18 protein-coding genes and 1 pseudogene are annotated in these 20,842 nt (G+C 71.1%); 8 read left to right on the forward strand and 11 right to left on the reverse strand.

The genetic code is table 11. The annotated features are described in order from the left end of the window. Positions 1 to 91 precede the first annotated feature (91 nt). The 3 genes from ABZ079_RS04975 to ABZ079_RS04985 are packed head-to-tail and all read right to left on the reverse strand — an operon-like array spanning position 92 to position 1,097. Positions 92 to 511, reverse strand: coding sequence for a hypothetical protein (locus ABZ079_RS04975; RefSeq protein ID WP_356937988.1), 420 nt, complete (start codon positions 509 to 511; stop codon positions 92 to 94). Continuing rightward, positions 508 to 876, reverse strand: a complete 369-nt coding sequence (locus tag ABZ079_RS04980; protein ID WP_356937989.1) for an ATP-binding protein — start codon at positions 874 to 876, stop codon at positions 508 to 510. The genes ABZ079_RS04975 and ABZ079_RS04980 overlap by 4 nt, the downstream gene beginning before the upstream one ends. Next, entirely contained in the window at positions 873 to 1,097 is a 225-nt protein-coding gene (locus ABZ079_RS04985; protein WP_356937990.1) for a hypothetical protein, read from the reverse strand. The genes ABZ079_RS04980 and ABZ079_RS04985 overlap by 4 nt, the downstream gene beginning before the upstream one ends. A gap of 116 nt (positions 1,098 to 1,213) precedes the next feature. Between ABZ079_RS04985 and ABZ079_RS04990 the strand changes: the two genes are divergently transcribed. Together ABZ079_RS04990 and ABZ079_RS04995 are read left to right on the forward strand one after the other, a co-directional pair. Next, a complete protein-coding gene (locus ABZ079_RS04990; RefSeq protein ID WP_356937991.1) occupies positions 1,214 to 2,077 on the forward strand; it encodes a helix-turn-helix transcriptional regulator in 864 nt (287 codons plus the stop codon). Then, positions 2,049 to 2,252: a DUF397 domain-containing protein gene (locus ABZ079_RS04995; RefSeq protein ID WP_356937992.1), complete on the forward strand. Its 204-nt coding sequence runs from the start codon at positions 2,049 to 2,051 to the stop codon at positions 2,250 to 2,252. Before ABZ079_RS04990 ends, ABZ079_RS04995 begins: the two co-directional genes overlap by 29 nt. Before the next feature lie 58 nt (positions 2,253 to 2,310). Here ABZ079_RS04995 and ABZ079_RS05000 read toward each other — a convergent pair whose 3' ends face one another. The 3 genes from ABZ079_RS05000 to ABZ079_RS05010 all read right to left on the reverse strand — a co-directional run bounded on the left by ABZ079_RS05000 (position 2,311) and on the right by ABZ079_RS05010 (position 5,770). Then, entirely contained in the window at positions 2,311 to 4,254 is a 1,944-nt protein-coding gene (locus ABZ079_RS05000; RefSeq protein WP_356937993.1) for a S53 family peptidase, read from the reverse strand. Between the two features lie 209 nt (positions 4,255 to 4,463). Beyond that, entirely contained in the window at positions 4,464 to 5,096 is a 633-nt protein-coding gene (locus ABZ079_RS05005) for a DUF305 domain-containing protein (protein WP_356937994.1), read from the reverse strand. Beyond that, entirely contained in the window at positions 5,093 to 5,770 is a 678-nt protein-coding gene (locus ABZ079_RS05010) for a DUF3105 domain-containing protein (protein WP_356937995.1), read from the reverse strand. The genes ABZ079_RS05005 and ABZ079_RS05010 overlap by 4 nt, the downstream gene beginning before the upstream one ends. A gap of 179 nt (positions 5,771 to 5,949) precedes the next feature. On the opposite strand from ABZ079_RS05010, the gene ABZ079_RS05015 reads away from it, so the two are divergent. Both ABZ079_RS05015 and ABZ079_RS05020 read left to right on the forward strand, forming a co-directional pair. Next, on the forward strand, positions 5,950 to 6,396 hold the full coding sequence (locus tag ABZ079_RS05015) for an Rrf2 family transcriptional regulator (protein WP_356938126.1): 447 nt from the start codon (positions 5,950 to 5,952) through the stop codon (positions 6,394 to 6,396). A gap of 86 nt (positions 6,397 to 6,482) precedes the next feature. Beyond that, positions 6,483 to 7,526, forward strand: coding sequence for an FAD-dependent monooxygenase (locus ABZ079_RS05020; RefSeq protein ID WP_356937996.1), 1,044 nt, complete (start codon positions 6,483 to 6,485; stop codon positions 7,524 to 7,526). A gap of 51 nt (positions 7,527 to 7,577) precedes the next feature. Here ABZ079_RS05020 and ABZ079_RS05025 read toward each other — a convergent pair whose 3' ends face one another. After that, positions 7,578 to 8,762 (reverse strand): globin domain-containing protein, encoded by a 1,185-nt coding sequence (locus ABZ079_RS05025; protein WP_356937997.1) that lies wholly within the window; start codon positions 8,760 to 8,762, stop codon positions 7,578 to 7,580. A 303-nt stretch (positions 8,763 to 9,065) separates the two neighbouring features. On the opposite strand from ABZ079_RS05025, the gene glnA reads away from it, so the two are divergent. Beyond that, positions 9,066 to 10,427, forward strand: coding sequence for a type I glutamate--ammonia ligase (gene glnA, locus ABZ079_RS05030; RefSeq protein WP_356937998.1), 1,362 nt, complete (start codon positions 9,066 to 9,068; stop codon positions 10,425 to 10,427). Positions 10,428 to 10,586: 159 nt separating this feature from the next. On the opposite strand, the gene ABZ079_RS05035 is transcribed toward glnA, so the two are convergent. Further along, entirely contained in the window at positions 10,587 to 12,974 is a 2,388-nt protein-coding gene (locus ABZ079_RS05035; RefSeq protein WP_356937999.1) for an Orn/Lys/Arg decarboxylase N-terminal domain-containing protein, read from the reverse strand. 148 nt (positions 12,975 to 13,122) lie between these two features. Beyond that, positions 13,123 to 13,817, reverse strand: a pseudogene (locus tag ABZ079_RS05040) (TolB-like translocation protein); the annotation flags it as partial. An 85-nt stretch (positions 13,818 to 13,902) separates the two neighbouring features. Here ABZ079_RS05040 and ABZ079_RS05045 point away from each other — a divergent pair. Both ABZ079_RS05045 and ABZ079_RS05050 read left to right on the forward strand, forming a co-directional pair. Continuing rightward, positions 13,903 to 14,805, forward strand: coding sequence for a DUF72 domain-containing protein (locus ABZ079_RS05045; RefSeq protein ID WP_356938000.1), 903 nt, complete (start codon positions 13,903 to 13,905; stop codon positions 14,803 to 14,805). A 416-nt stretch (positions 14,806 to 15,221) separates the two neighbouring features. Further along, the gene (locus ABZ079_RS05050; protein WP_356938001.1) at positions 15,222 to 18,224 is read left to right on the forward strand and encodes a bifunctional [glutamine synthetase] adenylyltransferase/[glutamine synthetase]-adenylyl-L-tyrosine phosphorylase; all 3,003 of its coding nucleotides are present in this window, start codon (positions 15,222 to 15,224) and stop codon (positions 18,222 to 18,224) included. A gap of 158 nt (positions 18,225 to 18,382) precedes the next feature. On the opposite strand, the gene ABZ079_RS05055 is transcribed toward ABZ079_RS05050, so the two are convergent. After that, positions 18,383 to 19,513, reverse strand: coding sequence for a glutathione-independent formaldehyde dehydrogenase (locus ABZ079_RS05055; RefSeq protein WP_356938002.1), 1,131 nt, complete (start codon positions 19,511 to 19,513; stop codon positions 18,383 to 18,385). A gap of 188 nt (positions 19,514 to 19,701) precedes the next feature. Here ABZ079_RS05055 and ABZ079_RS05060 point away from each other — a divergent pair, with 188 nt between their 5' ends. Continuing rightward, positions 19,702 to 19,893, forward strand: coding sequence for a hypothetical protein (locus ABZ079_RS05060; protein WP_356938003.1), 192 nt, complete (start codon positions 19,702 to 19,704; stop codon positions 19,891 to 19,893). A gap of 77 nt (positions 19,894 to 19,970) precedes the next feature. On the opposite strand, the gene ABZ079_RS05065 is transcribed toward ABZ079_RS05060, so the two are convergent. Next, complete coding sequence (locus tag ABZ079_RS05065) at positions 19,971 to 20,834, reverse strand: phosphatase PAP2 family protein (protein ID WP_356938004.1); 864 nt, start codon at positions 20,832 to 20,834, stop codon at positions 19,971 to 19,973. Between the last annotated feature and the right edge of the window lie 8 nt (positions 20,835 to 20,842).

The following is a 20,842-nucleotide window of genomic DNA, read 5'->3' on the forward strand; positions in this document are numbered from 1 at the left end:
TCGAACGATCCGACCAGATGTTCCCTAGGAAAGTAGGCGGCGACGCCCACCCGTCACTGCGCCGGCCCGGCGAACCTGTGCGCTCGCGGCACTAGTCACCGATGAACCACAGGCAGCTCCCCGGCGTCGCCGCGCAGGCCTCCAGCAGCTCGGCGAGGTCGAGGAGGGCCGCCTCCTGGAAGGGGTTGGCGCAGTCCCGTACGAGGGCGGCCACTTCCGTAAGGGCGGCCTGCGCGTCCTGCTCGGTGAACCGGGTGTCCCGGTACGGATCCACCTGAGCGAGGCGTCCCTCGGTGAGCCCGTCCAGCGCCCGCGCGAGCGCCTCCCCGTGCTCGTGGGAACCACGGATCACCACATCCCGGCGGCCCTTCCCTTGCGTCGTCCGCTTGACCCGCAACTCCAGCTCGATACCCATGCCCCCCAGCTTGTCCCAGGCCGCGTGTCCGCTGCGCGGGTTCGCCGTCGCGGTGGACGGCCGCCGCGCCACGGCCACCCGCCGTCGTCCGGTCACCCGGACCCGCCCCGGCTCAGCTCACACCAGACCGTCTTGCGGTCCGGTCCCTGGTCCACGCCCCAGCGCTCGGCGAGCGCGTCGAGAAGCGCCAGACCCCGGCCTGACTCCTCCGCCTCCGCGGCGGACAGCAGGACGGGCAACGCGCGCGGGTCGGGGTCGGTCACCTCGATGCGGGTACGGCCCCGCTCCGCCGCGCCGAAGACCCGTACGGTCACCGGTGTGCCCTCGCCCAGGTGGTCGATGACGTTCGTCAGTAACTCCGTTGCGCACAGCCGGACGTCGAAATCGTGCTCACGCAGGTGATAGCGCAGTTCCGGTGCCGCCTTGGGCGTGGCGAGCAGATGGAATTCGAGTGGCGTCATCGCTCGTCCGCCGTCTTCCTGAGCGCGGCGGCGAGGGCACGGGCCGTGGCCGTGTTGCAGCTCCCGAGCGCGACGAGTCCGGCGGGCGGTGCGTACGTGCCCGCGAAGCTCGGCAGGTCGACGCGGAGGGAGGGCAGCGTGATGCCGTGCAGGGCGAGGGCGGCGCGGAGGTCCTCGACGCAGAGGGTCACGTCGTAGGCCGTGGGGGAGTGGTCGGGCATGGGGAGTGAGCAGCCTTCCGTGCAGAGTGTGACGAACGCCCCACACAGTGTCGTCCCGCTCGCTACCGTGGAAGACGTTTCGCGTTCGCGATCAGGGCAGCGGAGGACGGTGAGCGGTGGCGCGGGGCAAGGACATCGACGGCTCGATGAGCGTTCCGACCTTCTACGGCAAGGAGTTGCGGTGGAAGAGGGAGGCGGCCGGCCTGTCGCTGGAGGCGTTCCTGGAGGGCAGCTTCTACGGCAAGACGTACCTCAGCGACATCGAGCACGGGGAACGGAGAATGCCGATCGATCTGGCCCGGCATGCGGACCGGATGCTGGGGACCGACGGGTTCTTCGAGCGGCATTGCGAGGATGTGCGGAAGGCGCGGAGGGCCGGGCACGCCGCGTACTTCGAGAAGGTCCTAGAGGCCGAGAAGCATGCCCTGACCATCGAGGAGTGGAGCCCGATGCTCTTCCCGGGGCTGCTTCAAACTCCCGCTTACGCGCGGGCCGTCATCCTGACGGGTCTCCCGTTGTCCCTGGACTCCGAAGTGGAGGAGAAGGTCAACGCCCGAATGGCGCGCGCCGACCTCTTCGAGGCGGACCACCACACTCCGGAGTACTGGGTGATCCTGCACGAGTCGCTGATCACGGAGCCGATCCTCCAGCCGCTGGAAATGACTGAGCAGTTGGACCGGATCGTGGAGCTGGCCGTGCGGCGCCGGATCACTACGCAGATCGTTCCGCGGAAGCAGAAGGCGTATCCCTTGATGGCCGCCTCCGTCATGACCATGACGTTCCCGGACGCCCCACCCCTCGTATACACCGAGGCGTCCTACACCGGTGACACCATCGATGATCCAGTCTTCGTGGAGCAGTACCGCAAGGCATACGATCGGCTCAGGGCCGTCGCGCTGTCACCAGACACGTCCCTCGCCATGATCAAGTTCGCGGCAGAGGATTACCGAAATGGCAAGCAACCGGATCGACTTGAATGAAGCTCTCTGGTTCAAGAGCAGCTACAGCAACGAAAGCGGCGGCAACTGCGTCGAAGTGGCCCCCAACATCCCCAACCTCGTCCCCGTCCGCGACTCCAAGTCCCCTGACGGCCCCACCCTCATCCTCCCCGCCACCGCCTGGACCCCCTTCATCACCGCGCTCAAGGCACCGTGAAGCAAAAGGGACGTGAGGCCCTCAAGACCTCACGCCCCCCACTGCTCAGCGGAGCGACTCACCGCCGCCGGAATGACTGCACGTAGCCGTTCGCCGGCGAGCCCACGCCCGTGACGTCGTCGTAGCCCTTCACCGCGGACAGTGAGCTGTCCTTGCCCAGGCTGCGGACCGAGGTCAGCAGGCCGTCGGCGGCGTCGAAGCCGTTGGCGAAGTCCACGCGGACGACCGCCAGGCCGGAGTCCGTCGGGTGGTCCGTGACGTCGTGGAAGACGCCCTTCTTGCCGTACTTGGCGTAGATCGCCGGGTTGGCGAAGCCGAGCGCCTTGCCGCCGCGTGCCTCCTGGGCCAGGGCCTGGACCGCCGCGATGACCGGCGCGGCCAGCGAGGTGCCGCCGATGCGGTACTCGCTGTACTTCTCCGAGCCGTCGGGGAAGGTCTGGGTCTGGCCGACGAGGAAGCCGGTGTTCGGGTCGGCGATGGCCGCGATGTCCGGGACGACGCGGTTGCCGGCGGCGTTGTTGGCCGTGGCCAGCGCCTTCGGCACGACGTTCTTCTGGTAGTACGGCTCGGCGACCGTCTTGCTGGTGCCGCCGCCCGCGCCCGAGGTGAACGCGCCGGGGAAGCCCTGCCAGCTCTTGCCGTCGGCCGACAGCGAGGCCTTCTCGGTGCCCCAGCCGGTCTCCCACTGGTACGTGTCGCCCTTGCCGACGGCCAGCGAGGTACCGCCGACCGCGGTCACCCACGCCGAGTTGGCCGGGGTGTCGACCTGCTTCGTACCGGTGTTGGCGACCTCGTCGCCGTCGTCACCGGAGGAGAAGTAGAAGCCGATGCCCTGCACCGCGCCCAGCTGGAAGACCTGGTCGTAGGCGGCCGCGAGGTCCGGCGTCTGGTTGGCCTCGATGTCGCCCCAGGAATTGGAGACGATGTCGGCCAGGTGGTTGTCGACGATCTTGCTGAGCGAGTCCAGCAGGTCGTCGTCGTAGCAGGACGCGGCGCCCACATAGGTGACGTCCGCGGCCGGCGCGACCGCGTGCACGGCCTCGACGTCGAGGGTCTCCTCGCCGTACCAGCCGGCCGCGCCGCACTCCTCGGTCCTGGTGTAGTTCTTCGGCAGCACCTGGTGCAGCTGGCCGGTCTTCCAGGCCGCGTCACCGTGCTTCTTCGCGTAGGTGCCCGCGTCGAAGGCGATGGTCGGCGAGGCGTACGCGTCCGTGATGGCGATGCGGACGTGCTTGCCGGTGTAGGTGCCGGCGCCGTAGGCGGCGCGCAGCTGCTTGCCGGTGTAACCCCTGATCGCGTACGGGATCTTGTGGCCGTACGCGTCCGGCAGCGTGGTCGCGACGTTCGAGCCGTAGTACGAGGAGAACGGCCCGGAATTCCTGAACACGGCGTCCGGGGGCGGCAGCTGGTCCTTGTGGCGGGCCTTGTGCGGCGCGTTGTCCAGGCCGGTGACGGTCAGGACGGCGCCCCGCAGGGCGGCCGGCACGGACGCGGTCCGCGCGGGGGCGCGGTAGGTCTTCGAGCCCTTGGCGAAGTTGTGCAGCTGGGTGCCGAAGGCCTTCTCGGCGGCGGCCACGTCACCGGAGACGGCGACGTAGTGCGAGGTGACCTGGGTGACCGTCAGACCCGCCGACTTCAGCCAGGACTTGACGGCGGCCACCTGGGCCTTGGTGGCCCCGAAGCGGGCCTGCGCCTTCTTGGCGCTCAGGTGCTTGCCGTACAGCGGCGAGCTGGGGTCGGACACCGCCTTGGCGTAGGCGGCGAGCCCGGCCCGGTCCCGGCCCGCCAGGTAGACCCGGGCCTTGACCTGGGCGCTGTTCGAGGTCGCGCCCTTGTCCGCCTTGGCCGTGGCCCACGCGGGCCTGGTGCCCTTGAGCGCGTCACGGGCCGGGGAGTCCGCGGCGTGCGCCGCGGGTATGCCGAGCGCCAGCGCACCGGCGATCATGGGCAGTGTCGCTGCCATGCTCACACCGGCACGCATCTTGGCGCGGTTGGATCTCATGTAACCCCCTGCGATGCGGTTCGCATGCATGTAGTGGTCGGTACGTCGAGGCTCCGCGCGCCGGCCCGCGGCGGTGTCGGCCGGCGAATGGATCACACGATGGGGGCCACTCTTGCGATGAACCGTTCATGTCAGGGGAAGGTGAAAGTCAAGAGAAGCTCAAGTAACCCTCAGGTGGGGCGGTTTGAGGCTTTCCTCCGTGCGGCGCTCTACGAACGGGGTTGTGCGCCCCGCTCCTTGAGCATGCCGGACATCAACTCGATCTCCGACCGCTGCGCGTCGACCATGCCCTGCGCGAGCCTCCTCTCCACGTCGACGGTGCACTTGGCGGCACACCCCCCGGCCATGTGGACGCCGCCCTTGTGATGGTCCGTCATCAGCTGCAGATAGAGGATCTCCGCCTGCTTCCCGCTCAGCGACCCGAGCTTCTTCAGCTCGGTGTTGGTCGCCATGCCCGGCATCAGCGCGCCGTCCTTGCCAGAGGCCATGTCGCCCATGCCCATCCACGTCATCGGCGGCTCCGCCGACACCTTCGGCAGCTCCCACAGGTCCAGCCAGCCCAGCAGCATCCCGCGCTGGTTGGCCTGGGTCTGCGCGATGTCGTAGGCGAGCCTGCGCACTTCCTCGTTCTTCGTGCGGTCCCGGACGATGTACGACATCTCGACGGCCTGCTGGTGGTGCACGGCCATGTCCCGTGCGAACCCGGCGTCGGCGGACTCCGCACCCGGCCGCTCCGTTTCCGGTCCACCGGTGTCCTCGGCGACCGCGTACGTGATCGCGCCGGCCGCGACGAGCGCCGCCGCCGCGGCCCCCGCGGCCCAGCCGATGTGCCGGCGGCTCACTTCATGACCCCGCCGGTGCACGAGGCGCCCGGCTCGGGCGTCTGCTTGCCCTGCACGTAGGTGGCGAAGAACTTGTCCACCCGCGGGTCGCTCGCGCTCTTCACGGTCACCTGGTGGCCCCACGCCGACAGGATCAGCGGCGCGGCCTGGTTCTCGTACGGGCTCATCAGCGAATACGGCGTCTTCTTCACCTTCTCCGCGAGCGCGTGGACGTCGGCCTTCTTCGCCTTGCCGGTGTACGTCACCCAGACCGCGCCGTGCTCCAGCGCGTGCACGGCGTTCTCGTCCGGCACCGCCTCGGTGTAGACGTCACCGTTGCAGTTCAGCCAGACCGGGTTGTGGTTGCCGCCCACCGGCGGGTGCATCGGGTACGACACCTTGCTCTGCACGTGGGTGCGCCCCAGCTTGCCGGACCAGGTCTTCACCCCGTCCTTGCCCGTGGTGAAGTGCCCGGAGTCCCCGGAGCCCTTGGCGTCACCGCTCGGGGTCGAGTCCTTCTTGTCCGACTGCGAGTCCACCAGGACCACACCGCCGACGACGAGACCGGCGACGACCACCACACTGGCGGCGATGGTGAGCACCCGGTTGCGGCGCTCGCGGGCTTGCTCGGAGCGTCGCATTTCCTCTATGCGCGCCTTGCGCGCCGCGGTGCTGCTGTTCTTGGCGGAACCCATGAGGCGTGTCCTTCTGGGGGAAAGGGAGCGGACGGTAGGGGTGGGGCTCGCTGATCGTAAGGGGGAAGAGGGGCCCGTCCGTAGGGAGGGCACAGAAAAAGGGCCCCTCGGCGTGCACGGGCGGAGCGGCGACGGCCGGATAATTTGAACCCACGATGCGCATTACCTACGCTCGCGGTATGCGGCTGCTGCGCTCCACCGACCTCGCCCTGCGTGTCCTGATGCGGCTCGCCGTCACTGCCGCCGCCACCCCCACGACCCGCCAGGTCGCGGCGGACATGGACGTGCCCTACACACACGCCGCGAAGGTCGTCGCCGAACTCCAGCACCTGGGCCTGGTCGACGCCCGCCGCGGCAGGGGCGGCGGGCTGACCCTCACCGACCGGGGCCGTACGGCGTCCGTCGGTGCGGTGGTCCGCACCTTCGAGGGCGACGGTGACGTCGTCGACTGCGAGGGTGCGACCCCCTGCCCCCTGAACTCCGGTTGCCGGCTGCGCGGCGCCCTGCGCCGGGCCCAGGAGGCGTTCTTCGCGGCACTGGACCCGGTCACCGTGGCGGACATCGTCACCGACCCGACCGGCCCGCTGCTGCTGGGCATCTCCCGGGGTCCGGCCGGGGACGGCTGACCCCGGTGGCCGGAATCGGCCGTTGATCACCGGGTGCGGCCTGGTGCAGGCTGGCCCCCGGCTCGATACGACCACGGGGGTTCGTCATGAAGGTCCTGATCTCCGGCGCGAGCGTCGCCGGTCCCGCCCTTGCCTGGTTCCTGCATCGCGACGGGCACGAGGTCACCGTCGTCGAGCGCGCCCCGGCGCTGCGGGACAGCGGCTACGCCGTCGACTTCCGGGGCGCGGCCTTCGAGGTGCTGCGAGAGCTGGGCATCCTGGAGGAGGTGCGCGGACACGCCACCGGCATGCGCGGCACCGACCTGCTGGACGCCGACGGCAACCGCGTCGGTGAGCTGCCGGCCGAGGTCTTCGCCGGCGAACTGGAGGTGCCCAAGCGTGAGGTGACCCGCATCCTCCACGAGCACACGCGGGACTCGGTGCGCTATGTGTTCGACGACTCGATCAACACGATCGAGCAGGACGCCGACGGCGTCCGCGTCGGCTTCGAACGCGCCGCACCGGACACCTTCGACCTGGTCGTCGGCGCCGACGGCATCTACTCCGTGGTGCGCCGCCTGGTCTTCGGCCCGCACGCCGAGGTGATCCGGCACCTCGGTCTGTCCGGGGTCGGCTTCAGCGCGCCCAACCGTCTCGGTCTGGATCACCGGGGCGTGCTCCAGCAGTCGTCCGGCCGGGCGGTGTACGCCTTCAGCGCGGCCGACCCGGACCGGATGTCCGTCAGCCTCTCCTTCGGCAGCGACTCCCCGCGGCTGGACCTGCTGGACCGCGCGGAGCAGGAGCGGATCACCCGCGAACGGATGGCCGGCGCCGGCTGGATCGTGCCCCGCCTGCTGGAGGACATGGCCGCCGCCACCGACTTCTACTTCTCCTCGGCGTGCCAGGTCCACCTCGACCACTGGTCCGAGGGCCGGGTGGTGCTCGTGGGCGACGCCGGCTACTGCGCAGCCCCCACCTCGGGCATGGGCACCTCGCAGGCGCTGATCGCTGCCCATACCCTCGCCCGGCACCTCGGCGAGTCCGGCGGTGACCACAGCAAGGCCTTCGCCGCCTACGAGGAGGAGCTGCGCCCGTACGTGGCCGAGAACCAGGAGACCGGCCGCGAGGGCGCCCTCCGCTTCGGCGCCTGAGGCTCCCCTCCCGGCGCCGCGGGGTCGCTCACGGCCCCGCGAGGTCCGGTTCTAGCCCTGCGCCAGCCACAGGTCCGGCCCGAACACCTCGTAGTGCACGTCCGCCGGGGCCACGCCCTTCTCGATCAGCTGGGCGCGGACCGCGCGCATGAAGGGCAGCGGCCCGCACAGGTACGCGCGCGTGCCGGGCCGTACGGCGATGCCGGTCAGGTCGACCAGGCCGGTGCGGTGGCCCGGCTCGGCGTCCCGCTCGTAGAAGAAGTGCACCGCCGCGTCCGGCAGCTTGCCGGCGTACGTCTCGTGGTCGGTGCGCAGGGCGTGGTCGGCGGGGGAGCGGTCGCCGTGGACGACGGTGACCGGGCCGCGGTGGCCGGTGGCGGAGAGGTCGGCCAGCATCGCGACCATCGGGGTCACGCCGATGCCCGCCGAGGCGAGCAGCACGGCGGTGTCCGGGCCGGCGTCCACGACGAGGTCGCCGTACGGCTCGGACAGCTCCAGGACATCACCGGCCCGCACGCGCGCGTGGAGGTGGTTCGAGACCTCGCCGTCGGGCGTCGTACCGCCGTGCACGCGCTTGACGCTGAACTGGCGCACCGACTCGCCCGGCGCCCCGGACAGGCTGTACTGCCGTGTCTGCCGGGCCCCGTCGGGCAGGGTGACGCGGACGGAGACGTACTGCCCGGCGCGGAAGCCGGTCACCGGGCCCCCGTCCGCCGGTCGCAGCCGGAAGGTGGCGACGTCCGTGGTCTCCTCGACCCGCTCGACGACCTCCCACTCCCGCGGGCCGGGGGCGCCGCTCTCCTCGTACAGCCGCTTCTCGACGGCGACGAGCGCGTTCGCCATCAGCCAGTAGACCTCGTCCCAGGCGGCCGCCACTTCGGGCGTGACGGCCTCACCGAGGACCTCGGCGATGGCCGCGAACAGGTGCTCGTGGACCACCGCGTACTGCTCGGGGGCGACGCCGAGGGAGGCGTGCTTGTGCGCGATGCGACCGAGCATGGCGTCGGGCCGCTGGTCCGGGTGGTTCAGCAGGTGTGTGGCGAAGGCGGCGATGGAGCCCGCGAGGGCCTGCTTCTGGGCGCCGGAGGCCTGGTTGCCGCGGTTGAACAGGTCCCGGAGCAGCTCGGGGTGGGCGGCGAAGAGCCGAGCGTAGAAGCGCTCGGTGATCTCGCCGATGGCGGCGCCGACGGCGGGGAGGGTGGCGCGGACGGTGGCTGCTGACTGCTCGGAGAGCATCGGGACTCCTCGGACTCGACTGTTCGCACGCTATGAAAACTTGTATCTGAGATGCAAATTAAAAGGGCGTGGTGTCCCTCACTCGCCGAACCGGACCGCCCATTACGGATGTCGCTGCGAGCAGGCAAGATGGGCGAAGAGCGGTACACCTGCCGTACGAGAGGCGTTCAGGCCGAGGACGCTCAGGCGATCAAGGTCCGCAACGCGCATGAAATGGTGTTGTGGTGGGATGCTCAGGTGCCCGACCGCCTTCAGTGGTACGGGGGACAGGCGGCCTGACCAGCAAGGATGGGGAAGCGGAAGATGGACAAGCAGCAGGAGTTCGTGCTCCGGACGTTGGAGGAGCGCGACATCCGGTTCGTACGCCTGTGGTTCACGGACGTGCTGGGCTTCCTCAAGTCCGTGGCCGTGGCCCCCGCCGAGCTGGAGCAGGCCTTCGACGAGGGCATCGGCTTCGACGGCTCGGCCATCGAGGGCTTCGCCCGGGTCTACGAGTCCGACATGATCGCCAAGCCGGACCCGTCCACCTTCCAGGTCCTGCCCTGGCGCGCGGAGACCCCCGGCACCGCCCGCATGTTCTGCGACATCCTCATGCCGGACGGCTCCCCGTCCTTCGCCGACCCGCGCTACGTCCTCAAGCGCGCCCTGGCCCGCACCTCCGACCTGGGCTTCACCTTCTACACCCACCCGGAGATCGAGTTCTTCCTCCTGAAGGACCGCCCGCTCGACGGCTCCCGCCCCACACCCGCCGACAACTCCGGGTACTTCGACCACACCCCGACCAACGTCGGCATGGACTTCCGCCGCCAGGCGATCACCATGCTGGAGTCGATGGGCATCTCCGTGGAGTTCTCCCACCACGAGGGCGCCCCCGGCCAGCAGGAGATCGACCTGCGCTACGCCGACGCGCTCTCCACGGCCGACAACATCATGACGTTCCGCCTGGTCATGAAGCAGGTGGCACTGGAGCAGGGCGTCCAGGCGACCTTCATGCCGAAGCCTTTCTCCGAGCACCCCGGCAGCGGCATGCACACGCACCTCTCGCTCTTCGAGGGTGACCGCAACGCCTTCTACGAGTCCGGGGCCGAGTACCAGCTCTCCAAGGTCGGCCGCTCCTTCATCGCCGGCCTGCTCAAGCACGCGGCCGAGATCTCCGCCGTCACCAACCAGTGGGTGAACTCCTACAAGCGCATCTGGGGCGGTTCGGAGCGCACGGCCGGCGCCGGCGGCGAGGCCCCCTCCTACATCTGCTGGGGCCACAACAACCGCTCGGCCCTGGTCCGCGTCCCCATGTACAAGCCGGGCAAGACGGGCTCCGCACGCGTGGAGGTTCGCTCCCTGGACTCGGGCGCCAACCCGTACCTGTCCTACGCCGTCCTCCTGGCCGCCGGCCTGAAGGGCATCGAGGAGGGCTACGAACTGCCGCCGGGCGCCGAGGACGACGTCTGGGCGCTGTCCAACGCCGAGCGCCGCGCGATGGGCATCGAGCCCCTCCCGCAGAACCTCGGCGAGGCCCTGACCCTCATGGAAGGCAGCGACCTGGTCGCCGAGACCCTCGGCGAGCACGTCTTCGACTTCTTCCTGCGCAACAAGAAGAGCGAGTGGGAGGAGTACCGCAGCGAGGTCACCGCGTTCGAGCTGCGGAAGAACCTGCCGGTGCTGTAAGGGCGGGTCGGCGGGTCCCCCGATGATTCGGTGGCCGGGGCCGGCGGTCACGGACCGTCGGCCCCCTTGCGTGCTGCCGGCCCCGCCCAGCGACGATGTACTGCTGGGCGAGCCGCCACCATCCCAGGTCAGCGCCGCGGTGACGCCGATCGCGGGCTCTCACGGCGTCTTCAGACACTCGATCTCGTAGTCCCCGGTGTCCTCGTCGATCGTCACGCCGTGGGTTTCGCTGCGGAAGCCCGGGAAGCGGCGGTCGAAGGACTCCAGGGCGGTGAGATAGCGGAGGAGGGGGCCGTCGGGGCCGCCGGTGGACTCGCCCGGCATGAGGACGGGGATGCCGGGCGGGGTCACCGTGACCATCGCCGCCGCCACCCGGTTCGCCGCGTCGGCGACGCGGACCCGTTCCGTGCCACCCCGCACCAGCCGCTGGTAGCAGTGCTGCGGCGGGAAGACCGGCTGCGGGAGCTGCTGGAAGGCGGTGTCGAGCAGTTCCACCAGGCGCGCCGAGCGCAGCTGGTCGTGCATCTGCCGGCACAGTTCGCGCAGGGTCAGACCCGAGTAGCGGCGGGGGTGCGCGGCGACGGATTCCGGCAGGACGCGGTCCAGCGGGGCGTCGGTGTCGTAGAGGGCCTTGAAGTCCATCAGGGCGTCCAGCAGCGTGCCCCACTTGCCCTTCGTGATGCCCATGGAGAACAGGATCAGCGTGGTGTAGCTGTCGGTCTTCTCGACGACGATGTTCCGGGTGGCCAGGTACGCCGTCAGGACACGCGCCGGGATGCCCTCCTCGGCCATCTCGCCGGTGGCCGTGATGCCGGGACAGGTCACAGTGACCTTGATCGGGTCCAGCATGCAGTGGCCCTCGGTCAGCCCGGGGAAGCCGTGCCAGGCGGCGCCGGGCTCCAGCAGCCAGCAGGACTGCGAGGTGCGCAGCAGCTCCGGCGGGGCCTCGTCGAAGGGCAGGCGCTCGGCGGTCGCCGGATCGGTGACCGTGTCCGGCTGCCAGACACCGAAGAACCACGGGGGGCGGTCCCCGGCGCCCTCCACCCGCCGGCGCAGGCGGACCATCTCCTGCCGGAAGCGGATCGCCTCCGTCACCGCCTCGTCCACCAGCCACTCGCCTTGCGGGCCGTCCATCATCGCCGTGGCCACGTCCAGCGAGGCGATCATCGGATACAGCGGCGAGGTGGTGCCGTGCATCATCAGCGCCTCGTTGAAACGCTCGTGCTCCACCGGCGCCCGGGGCGCGGGTCGCACGTGCACCATCGCGGACTGGGACAGCGCGGCCAGCAGCTTGTGCGTCGACTGGGTCGCGAACACCGTCGGCCGGTCCGGGCCGGGGAAGGCCTCCTCGTCCACCGACATGCCGTACCGGCCGGCGTACAGCGGATGGAAACGGGCGTACGCGAACCACGCCTCGTCGAAGTGTACCCGGGGTGTGCTTGCCGCGAGCGCCCTCGCGGTCGGCACGGCCGCGTAACTCAAGCCGTCATAGGTGGAGTTGGTGAATACCGCGTACTGCGCCTCCCGGGCTGCGGCCTCCTCGGCCAGCGGGTGCGCGGCGATCCGGGCCGCGACGGCGTCCGCCGCCAGCTCGGCCGGGGGCAGTGGCCCGGCGAGGCCGTACCCGTTGCGCGTGGGGACGAGATAGACGGGCCGGGCCCCGGAGACCACCAGCCCCTGGAGCACCGACTTGTGGCAGTTGCGGTCCACCAGCGCCAGTTCGTCCCGCGTGACGCTGAAGTGACCTACCAGGCGGTTGCACGTGGAGTCGCCGTGCAGCACGAAGTAGGTGAGGTCGGAACCGAAGACCCGGGCCGCGTTGCGCTCCGCCTCGCCGATCGGACCGGTGTGCTCGAACAGCGAGCCCAGCTCCTCCACCGAGATCGACAGATCGCTGCGCAGCAGCCGCTCACCGAAGTAGTCGTGGAAGGCGCGCCCCACCGGCGACTTGAGGAAGGCGACACCCCCGGAGTGGGCCGGGGTGTGCCAGGAGTACTCGTGGGCGTCGTCGAAGTGGCGCAACGCCCGGAAGAACGGCGGCAGTACGTCCTCGCGGTACGCGCGGGCGGCACTGGTGATCCGGCCCGCGATGAACCCCGGCGTGTCCTCCAGCGGCCACACGTATCCGACGACCGTCTCCGATACCCACAGCGGCAGCTCCCGTACGCCCTCGTCGGCCATGACCAGGAAGACCGGCAGATCCCGGAAACGCCGCCCGATCCGGCGCAGTACGGCGGCCCCGCCGGGCAACCCGTCGGCCGCGGCCCCGGGGCGGGGCAGCGTGCCCCCGGGCGCGGCGAGCGCGGCCCCCGGCCCTTCACCACTGGTGCGCACACCATCGCCCCCGGGCAGCTCCCAGGCGACCAGCGCCGCGGCCAGACCCGCCTCGGTACGCAGCACCGCGTCCGCGTCCTGGGCGGTGACCGCCCAGCGCACCTCGAAGCCGCCCGCCTCCACGGCGTCCCGGATCTTCCGCATCTGCTCGGCCCCGGCGCCCTCGGCGCGCGGATGCTCCGGTACCGCGACCAGGATCCTGCTGTCGGCCATCCCGCACCCCGCCCTTCCCGGCGACCGCCCGGTCACCGTCCGGCAAGTGTCCGGGCGGCCCGCCCGAGCGGACGGCGGCCTTCGGCCGAAACCACCGGGATGACGGAAATCACCGCCCGGGCTTTGACCCGCGGCGCGGCTATCCGAGCTACGCCGGTGACACCGCTGCCGTGCTGATCCGCCGCGCCCGTCCCGCGCCGTCCGCCGGACCTCGTACAGGTCGGCGCCGTAGTCGCCCGGCAGCGCGTACACGAGCGTATGGGTGTCCCGCCACACCACCTGGTCGTCCACGCTCTTCGGCTCGGCGAGCGGTGTCTCGCGCATCGTCCGCAGGTCGAGCACGTACAGATGCCAAGGAGCGTCCGCCGGCAGCCCCTTGACCCGCTTCTTGTAGGCGACCCGTGTGCCGTCGGGGGACAGGGACGGGCACTCCGCATTCGCGTGCAGCGTGGTGACGGTACGGGCACCCAGATCGCCCCGCACCAGATACGTCGCCCCCCTGGTCGCCAGAGTCGCGTAGAACGTGCGGTCGTCCGCCGCGAACGTCACCCCCCAGTAGTTCACGTCCGCCGCCCGGTACGGGTGTCCGTCCTTGACGATCCGGAAGGCCTCGAGGGACGGGATCAGCTCACCACCGCGCGTGTCCACGACCGCGGTGCGCGTGGAGAAGTCCGTACCGGCGTACGAGTCACCGCCCACGAACGCCGTCCAGGCCGCGAGGTGACCCGTGGGGGAGACCCGGGCGCGGGACGGAATGCCCGGGACGTCGTAGCGGTCCACGGTCCGCAGGCGCGCGTCGAGGACCAGGGCGGCGTAGGTGTCCGAGACCGGGCCGTGCACCGCCGACGTGCACCGCCGACATTCCCGTGGCCCGCGCGAGCCAACCTCGCGAGTGAAGACCGGATGAACGGCGGGTACTCACGCCCGCATGACGCGGATCCTCGTGGGCACATGCGGCTGGACCGACCCGGCACTCCTCCGAAGCGGCTGGTACCCACCCGGCCACCGCACCCCCGAGGGACGCCTACGCCACTACGCGACCCGCTTCCCCGCGGTCGAAGTGGACTCCCCCTACTACGCCCTCCCGAACCCCCGCACCACCCGGCTCTGGGCGGACCGCACCCCCGCCGGCTTCCGCTTCGACGTCAAGGCGTTCTCCCTGCTCACCGGACACCCCACCCGCCCGGCCGCCCTCCCCGCGGACCTGCGCGGCCACCCCCGGGACGAGGGCCTGCTCACGGAGGTCTGGACCCGCTACGCCGAAGCGCTCGCTCCTCTCCACCGCTCCGGCCGCCTGGGCGCCCTCCTCTTCCAGTACCCGCCCTCCCTGGTCCCCGGCCCGGAGGCGGAGGCCTTCATCCGTACCGCCCGGGAGCGCGCCCGCGACTGGCCGTTCGCCGTGGAGTTCCGCAACCCCGCCTGGTGGCGGACCGACCGCACGACCGCCTTCCTGACGGACCTGAACGCCACCGCCGTAGTTGTGGACACACCCCAGGGCCTGCCCACCTCCATCCCCCCGGTCACCCCCGTGACCACCCCCCACCTGTCCCTGATCCGCTTCCACGGCCGCAGCCCGCACTGGGGCACGGGCACCAAGGAGGAGCGTTTCCGCCACACCTACACCACCGAGGAACTCACGGAGTGGCTGCCGCGCATCCGCACCCTGGCGGCGCGCACCGAAGAGATCCACATCCTCTTCAACAACTGCTGCGCCGACGCGGCGCCGAAGGCGGCGGAAACCATGAACCACCTCCTGACCCGGCTGCCCCACCAGCGACACCACGACTCCCCGCGCGACCCGGTCACCCGGACCACCACCGAGTCCGGCTGACCGGCTCGCCCTTGCCGCGAAGCCGGAGACCACGTGGGGCGCCGCCGCGTGGACGAAGGGGGCGAAGGCGCTCCCGGGACCGGGCCGGAGCCGTGCTGGAAGCAGCCGTCCCGCGCCTCGTAGTGCCGGAAGGGGCCGTACTTCGCCTCCCTGGGAATCAGCGCGGGCCGACCCGGATCGACCCGAATCACCGTGGAGTGATCGGGAATCACCGTGAAGCGATCCGGAATCACCGTCGAGCGACCCGGAAGAACCATGAGCGGCCCGGAGTGACCGCGGCGCCCCGAACCGCCGCGGAGCGGCCCGCAGCGGCCCGAAGCAAGGGGCGCCACCCGGAGCCAGCCCCGGCCCCCCGGCCCCACTCCGGTTAGGCTCTGGCCAGGACGAGCTTGATCCGACACAAGGGGAGGCCAAGCATGACGCCGGGGCGCAGAAGCAGCACCTTCACCCGCCTGCTCCGGCACGGCTTCACCGACCCCTCCGCCGCCGAGCGCCTCCTGGACGGCCCAGAACTGACCCCCGTCCGCAACGACCCGGTCCTCCTGGAGGCCCTGGGCGCCACCGCCGACCCCGACCTCGCCCTGCACGGCCTGGTCCGCCTCCTTGAGGCCCAGAGCGGTCCCGCCGCCCACCGCGAACTGCTGGACACCCTGATAGCGGCCAAGCCCCTCCGCGACCGCCTCCTGGGCGTCCTCGGCGCCTCCTCCGCCCTCGCCGACCACCTCGCCCGCCACCCCAGCGACTGGCAGGCCCTGGTCACCTACGAGCCCCGCGACCTCCACCCCGGCGTCGCGGAGTTCGAGCGCGGCCTCGCCGAGGCCACCGACCCCGTCTCCCTGCGCGTCGCCTACCGCCGCTGCCTGCTCTCCATCGCGGCCCGGGACGTCTGCGGCACCACGGACGTCTCCGAGACGGCGGCCGAACTCGCCGACCTCGCCACCGCCACACTCCGCGCCGCCCTGGCGATGGCGCAGGCCTCCGCCCCCGAGGACACGGAGGCCTGCCGCCTCGCGGTGATCGCGATGGGCAAGTGCGGCGGCCACGAGCTGAACTACGTCTCCGACGTGGACGTGATCTTCGTGGCCGAGGCAGCCGACGGCACCACCGAGGCCACGGCGCTCAAGAGCGCCACGAAACTCGCCTCGCACCTCATGCGGATCTGCTCCGAGACCACCATCGAGGGCTCCATCTGGCCGGTGGACGCCAACCTCCGCCCCGAGGGCCGCAACGGCCCCCTCGTCCGCACCCTCAGCAGCCACCTCGCCTACTACCAGCGCTGGGCGAAGACCTGGGAGTTCCAGGCCCTCCTCAAGGCCCGTCCGGTGGCCGGCGACCCGGACCTCGGCCAGGCCTACGTCGACGCGCTCGAACCCCTCGTCTGGAAGGCGGCCGAACGCGAGAACTTCGTGGCGGACGTGCAGAAGATGCGCCGCCGCGTGGTCGAGAACATCCCCGCGGCCGAGATCGACCGCGAACTCAAGCTCGGCCCGGGCGGCCTCCGGGACGTCGAGTTCGCGGTCCAGCTGCTCCAGCTGGTGCACGGCCGCACCGACCCGAGCCTGCGCAGCGGCACCACCCTGGACGCCCTCCAGGCCCTGGCCGCCGGCGGCTACGTCGGCCGCGAGGACGCCGCCCGCCTCGACGAGGCCTACCGCTTCCTGCGCTCCATGGAGCACCGCATCCAGCTCTACCGCCTGCGCCGCACCCACCTCGTCCCCGAGGCGGAACCGGACCTGCGCCGCCTCGGCCGCTCGCTCGGCCTGCGCACCGACCCGGTCGCCGGACTGAACCGCGAATGGAAGCGGCACACCGGCGTCGTACGACGGCTGCACGAGAAGCTCTTCTACCGCCCGCTGCTGGACGCGGTGGCCCAACTGGCGCCCGGCGAGGCCCGCCTGAGCCTGGAGGCGGCCCGGGAACGCCTGGTCGCCCTCGGCTACGCCGACCCGGCCGCGGCCCTGCGCCACCTCGAAGCGCTGGCCTCCGGCGTGACCCGCAAGGCGGCGATCCAGCGCACCCTCCTGCCGGTCCTGCTGGGCTGGTTCGCCGACTCGGCGGACCCCGACGCGGGCCTGCTGAACTTCCGCAAGGTCTCCGACGCCCTGGGCAAGACCCCCTGGTATCTCCGGCTCCTCAGGGACGAGGGCGCGGCGGCCGAGAACCTGGCCCGCGTGCTGTCGGCGGGCCGCCTCGCCCCCGACCTGCTGATGCGCGCCCCCGAGGCGGTGGCCCTGCTCGGCGACGGGGACGGCGGCGGCCTGGAGCCCCGCGACCGCGCCCCGCTCGAGCAGGAGATCCTCGCCGCCGTCGGCCGCGCGGAGAACGCCGGGCAAGGCGTCACCGCGGCCCGCGGCGTGCGCCGCCGCGAGCTGTTCCGCACCGCCGCCGCCGACATCGTCGGCTCTTACGGCACCGAGACCAGCCCCGCCGAGGCCGATCAGGGCGCCCTGGTGGACCGGGTCGGCGCGGCCGTCTCCGACCTCACCGCGGCCACCCTCGCCGGCACCCTGCGCGCGGTCGTGCGCGACGGCTGGGGCGACACCCTGCCCACCCGGTTCGCGATCGTCGGGATGGGCCGCTTCGGCGGCCACGAGCTGGGCTACGGCTCCGACGCGGACGTGCTGTTCGTGCACGAGCCGCAGGACGGCGTGGACGAGCACGAGGCGGCCGCCGCCGCCAACAAGGTCGTCGCCGAGATGCGCCGCCTGCTGCAGCTGCCCAGCGCCGACCCGCCGCTGCTCATCGACGCCGACCTGCGCCCGGAGGGAAAGTCGGGCCCGCTGGTACGCACCCTGAAGTCGTACGAGGCCTACTACCGCCGCTGGTCCCTGGTCTGGGAGTCGCAGGCGCTGCTGCGGGCCGAGCCGGTCGCCGGCGACGAGGAGCTCGGCCGCCGCTTCACCGAGCTGATCGACCCGCTGCGCTACCCGCAGCGGGGGCTCGGCGAGGAGGCCGTCCGCGAGATCCGCAGGCTGAAGGCCCGCATGGAGTCCGAGCGCCTGCCGCGCGGTGCCGACCCCAAACTGCACACCAAGCTCGGCCCCGGCGGCCTGTCGGACGTCGAGTGGACCGTGCAGCTGCTCCAGCTGCGCCACGGCTGGCACGAGCCCGGGCTGCGCACCACCCGCACCCGCGAGGCCCTGTCCGCCGCCCGCGAGGCCGGGCTGCTGTCCGCGGAGGACGCGGAGATCCTGGACGAGGCGTGGGTGCTGGCCACCCGGGTGCGCAACGCGGTCATGCTGGTCCGCGGCCGGGCCGGGGACACCTTCCCCACCGAGCCCCGCGAGCTGGCCGCGGTGGGCCGCTACCTCGGCTACGGCGCCGGGCACGCCGGGGACATGCTGGACGCCTACCGCCGTACCACCCGCAGGGCGCGGGGCGTGGTGGACGAACTGTTCTACGGGGCCGGGGAGCGCTAGGAACAGCTGGGCGGCGGCCGGGGAGCGGCCCCGTCCGGACCACTCCGGTTCCGCCCGGGGCGGCCCCTCGCGCCGGGCGGGACCGGACAGGACTCAAGGCCCCGGGCGGCCGGGGCCTTGAACGGTTCGGCGGACGTGTCCGCCACGGACGCGGCGCGCTACGGATGCAGGACGACCTTGGTGTAGCCCTCCACGCGCTTGTCGAACTTGTCGTACGCCTCCGGTGCCTCGTCGAGCGAGACCTCGTGCGAGACGACGAAGCTCGGCTTCGCCCGACCCTCGATGATCATGTCACGCAGGTGCCGGTTGTAGCGCTTCACGTTGCACTGGCCCGTACCCATTCGCAGGCCCTTCTCGAAGAGCTTGCCGATGGACACGAGGAGCATGCCCTTCTTGGACTGCTCGTCCGGGCCTCCGGGGTCGGCCGGCACGTACAGGCCCGGCACCCCGAGCGCGCCCGTGGGGCGAACCGTCTGGACGAGCGAGTTCAGGACCGTCGCGGGTTCCTCGTGGTCGACGTCCTGGGACATCGCCTGATAGCCGACGGCGTCGATGCCCTTGTCGGTGCCGCCGTCCGTCTGGTCCTTGATCTGCTGCACCGGGTCGCCCTCAGCGAAGTTGACCGGCACGGCGCCGATCTCCCGGGCCTTGTCGAGCCGCTCGGGAATCCGGTCGACGACGAAGACCTGCTTCGCACCGCGCAGCAGCGCCGAGTACGCGGCCATGAGCCCGACCGGCCCGCCGCCGTACACCGCGACGCTCTCGCCCGGGCGCACCTGGGCGAGTTCGCAACCGTGGTAGCCGGTGGGGAAGATGTCGGCGAGCAGAATGAAATCGGTCTCGTGCTCGTTTCCCGGCGGCAGCTTCAGGCAGTTGAAGTCGGCGTACGGAACGCGAAGGTATTCCGCCTGACCGCCCTTCCACGGGCCCATGGCCACGTAACCGTAAGCCCCGCCGGAGAAACCGGGATTGACGGTCTCACAGAAGCCCGTATATCCCTCGACGCAGTTCCGGCAGAAGCCGCAGGCGACATTGAACGGCATGACCACACGGTCACCCTCCGTGAGAGAGGTGACACCCTGGCCGCATTCCTCGATGATTCCCATGTTCTCGTGACCGAAGACGATGCCGGGCTCTGCCGCCGTACGCCCCTCGTACATGTGCAGGTCCGAGCCGCAGATCGCCGTGGACGTGACCCGTACGATCACGTCGTTCGGCTTCTGGATGGTCGGCTTCTCGACATCCTCGATCGCGACGCTGAAAGGTCCCTTGTAGACGACGGCTTTCATGGTCTTCCATCTCCTGACCGGTGATGTGCACGCGGGATCTCCCGCGGGATCGCCCCCCTCTTCGTGTGACCCACTCCTCATGCTTCTCTCCCCCGCGGGATGGGGCAAGCCGGTAATGTCGGAAAACGCATCCATCGCGTGTTCGCAACGCGCCTGACACCGACTTCCGTGAAAGGAGGACGAGACACATGGCGGCACAGCGGCTAGGAACGCTGCTCGTCCCCGTGACCGGCCTGTCCGGCACCTCGTACCCGCCCGGTACGACGGTCGCCGTCCGTGGTCGCGGCGCGACGGTCGACGCCTTCGTGAACGGCGACTGGCTCCCCCTGGCCTGGTGGGAGTTCTCCGACGGCCTCCGCGAGGACATCGCCGAAGCCTGAGGGACCCGCTGAGGCCGGCCTTCGGGACCGGCCGGTCCGACGACCCCTCCGGCGGCCGCCGCGACGACCGCGGGGCGCTACGCGTCGCCGGGCAGCAGGGCCCCGTCCGCGCCCCTCGCCGGGGTCACCCGCGGCAGGGTCTGGGGCAGGGCGCCGTACCAGAGCCGGGCCACCGTGAAGCCGAAGGCCAGGCAGAGGACGCCACCCACCGCGTCCAGCCAGAAGTGGTTGGCCGTCGCGACGATCACCAGCAGGGTGGCCGCCGGATACAGCAGGCCCAGCACCCGCGCCCACGGCACCGACGCCAGCGCGAAGATCGTCAGCCCGCACCACAGCGACCAGCCGATGTGCATCGACGGCATCGCGGCGTACTGGTTCGACATGTGCTTGAGGTCGCCGGAGGCCATCGAGCCCCACGTGTGGTGCACCATCACGGTGTCCACGAAGTGCCCGTCGCGCATCAGCCGGGGCGGCGCGAGCGGGAACAGATAGTAACCGGCCAGGGCCACAGCCGTGGTCGCGAAGAGCACCAGACGGGCCGCCGCGTACCGGCCGGGATGCCACCGGTACAGCCACACCAGCACGCCCAGCGTGATGATGAAGTGCAGGGTGGCGTAGTAGTAGTTCATGCCGACGATCAGCCAAGTCGCCGAGTTGACGGCGTGGTTCACCGACCGTTCGACGGCTACACCCAGACCGTGCTCGACGCGCCAGATCCAGTCCGCGTTGCGCAGCGCGGCGGTCCGCTGCTCCGGGACGGCATTGCGGATCAGCGAGTACGTCCAGTAACTCACGGCGATCAGAAGGATCTCGAACCACAGCCGGGGCCGCCGTGGGCGGCGCATCCGGCCCAGCGCACCCTGTCTGTCCTCACCCGTGACGGCCCGCGGAACGGCCACCTCCTCGCGACCTTCCGGCTCTGTCACGGTCGAGTCACTCATAGGCATCA

Source organism: Streptomyces sp. NPDC006314 (assembly GCF_040613075.1).
Classification (GTDB): domain Bacteria; phylum Actinomycetota; class Actinomycetes; order Streptomycetales; family Streptomycetaceae; genus Streptomyces.